The organism is Acidithiobacillus sp. IBUN Pt1247-S3 (genome assembly GCF_041146875.1).
Classification (GTDB): domain Bacteria; phylum Pseudomonadota; class Gammaproteobacteria; order Acidithiobacillales; family Acidithiobacillaceae; genus Igneacidithiobacillus.
Genome location: NZ_JBFRXP010000054.1, coordinates 1 through 2,316, shown reverse-complemented (window position 1 = coordinate 2,316; position 2,316 = coordinate 1). Strand labels below are relative to the sequence as shown.

Here is a 2,316-nt window from a genome sequence, read left to right as displayed (position 1 = left end):
GATACAGGGACTCTTCTTGTTGTTGCGCCTCTATGAGATCTCGCCCATACAGTTTCCAGGTATTGCCACCGGTCTCTTTGGCCGCATACATGGCGAGATCCGCCTGCCGGATCAATTCCTCGGCACCGCCATCGGAAAAGGGATAAATCACTGCCCCCATACTGGCACTGACCCGTAGCTGGGTTTGTGCATCCGTGACAGAGCACTGCGCGGCCAGTAACAGCCTTGAGGCAATACACTCCACTTCTTCGACATTGGCAATGTCTTCCAGAATGACCAAAAACTCATCGCCCGCATAGCGAATCACACAGTCTTCGGCACGGACAACGGTGCATAACTGATCGGCAATCGTGCAGAGCACTTCATCCCCCCGGTGATGCCCGAGCCGATCATTGACCGGCTTGAATCCGTCCAAATCGAGAAAAAACAAGGCGGACAATCGCTGATGCCGATCGGAACGCGACATGGCGGCCCGCAAACGCTCCTGCACCACGCGACGGTTGGGCAAGTCCGTCAACAAATCTCGTGTGGCCAAACCTTCCATCCGGTGCTCCAGCCGTTCCCGGTACAGGGTCGCGCCCAACAGATCCGCGAGGAGCCGTAAATGGTCCCACGCGTCTTCCGGAATCCGGGGCGACGCGGGCTGCTGAAACCAGGAGATCACCAAAACGCCTGGTATCTCTTCGTCTGCCAGCGGGGGCAACGGAATCGCCAGACTGGCTTGGAGTCCGGCGGCAACAAACTCCTGCATCGCCCAGGGACTATCAGGATAATCCGGAACATAGACGGGCTCGCCGCGCGCAAGTGCCGCACCCGACACCCCGGCAGTCTCCGGAAATTCCCACTGGCCGAGCTCCTGGTAGCGCGCGGACAAGCCATGAAAGAGCCGGTAGTGGAGCCTTCCTTCCTCCCGCAGAATCAATCCCGCGCCATCAGCCTCGGCAATCCCACAGGCCAGTCGTGCGGCTTCCGCAAAAAAAGCCTCGAAGTCCACTTCCTGCAACAATCCTCGCAGCTGCCGCAGCGCTGCGTGACGCCGCTCTCGTTCGTGGCCAAAGTGTTGTACGTACTGGCAGGCATCCAGCACCCGCAAGACGCTCGCCCATGCCCCTGGACGGATCCCTGCCGGAATCACATCCTCATTTTGCGCAACCAGTAAGGTGCGCAATGTTGTGAATACATGCGCGAGAATCTGGCCCGGGACATTGGTGGCTGCCAAGCGTGCGCCAATCGCCAGTTGTTCTTGCCAGAATGGGCGATCATACCTGCCCGAAAAGAGGTGCCCGAACCACTCTGCGGTATAGGGGGAATCTGGGGTCTGCTGCGCTGTATCCGTGCACTGCGGCGCAAAGTGCTGGGCAATGGTTGCCGTGATAGGGGGAAAATGCGCCCACAACTCCCTTCCCAAGCGGCGTAGATCGCGCTGGGCACACTCAGAGAACGTTAGGTCGTCATCCAACCAACGCAGTTCCTCAGGGAATTCCTCCATCTTCACCTCTTTCCGCTGCATCGGACATCCCTTCCCAATCGGGTTGCGCACGTGATTGTGCCGCATCAACAATTACCTGGAGATAGGCCTCCAGCAGCAACGTATCCAGTATCTGCTCTGGCGGCATCCGCCAGCGTTTGGCGAGCTCATCCAGGCAATGCCGACGCCAACGCGCATCTCGTGCCGTATCGAGCGGGAAGATCTTGCGCATTACTAGAAAGTTTTGCCGGAAAAACGATCGCGAGCTGAGTTCACCACATTCCTGATCTGCTCCCCCTTCTTACACAGGTACAGGTGCTCGGCTTTCCGCTGCTGCGCTTCCGTCAGCTGAAAATGAATGCCGTACAGATAGGGATAGAGTGGGTGATTGATCCGCTCCCGGCGCGCAATGGTGGCAACCGTCTCGCAGGCACCACACTCGGGGATTTCAAACTCCACCAGCACCATCTCACCAGGCTCCAAGAAATCCTGGTCCAGGAACATCGACGCGCCCCCCGGGCTGAAATCGTGCAGCTTGCCGTAGAGCGTGCGGCCATTTTTGGCCCGCATCAGAATGTTTCCTTCAATCGGTACCCGTCGCCGCTCTCGGGCTTTCCGGGCGAGTACCCGGGTGGGCAGGTCGAAATAGTGCAATCCTTGGGCACTGTGTTTCCAATCGGCAAAGAACCCCAAAATCTGCGGTCGTGCCAACACAAAGAGCAGGGGCTTGCGGAGCTGGATCTCTTCTCCGAGCAAAGGACTGACAGGTTCTAGGAGAAGCTCTCGCCCTTCCCAGCGCCGAAAGTGACACAGAGTTCCTCCGTCCCCGGATTCTGGCGTGTAAAAGA

3 protein-coding genes are annotated in these 2,316 nt (G+C 58.3%); all 3 read right to left on the bottom strand.

The window, feature by feature from the left end; all coding sequences use genetic code 11:
• Positions 1 to 1,510: diguanylate cyclase (locus AB4090_RS14935; RefSeq protein ID WP_369574670.1), on the bottom strand; the 1,510-nt coding region annotated here is incomplete at its 3' end.
• Entirely contained in the window at positions 1,473 to 1,700 is a 228-nt protein-coding gene (locus AB4090_RS14930) for a hypothetical protein (protein ID WP_369574669.1), read from the bottom strand. The genes AB4090_RS14935 and AB4090_RS14930, both read right to left, overlap by 38 nt.
• A gap of 2 nt (positions 1,701 to 1,702) precedes the next feature.
• The coding region (locus AB4090_RS14925; RefSeq protein WP_369574668.1) for a PilZ domain-containing protein at positions 1,703 to 2,316 on the bottom strand (614 nt) is incomplete at its 5' end.

Excerpts from the sequence above, each read along its gene's own strand:
- AB4090_RS14930 (WP_369574669.1), bottom strand. The coding sequence starts at position 1,700 with ATGCGCAAGATCTTCCCGCTCGATACGGCACGAGATGCGCGTTGGCGT.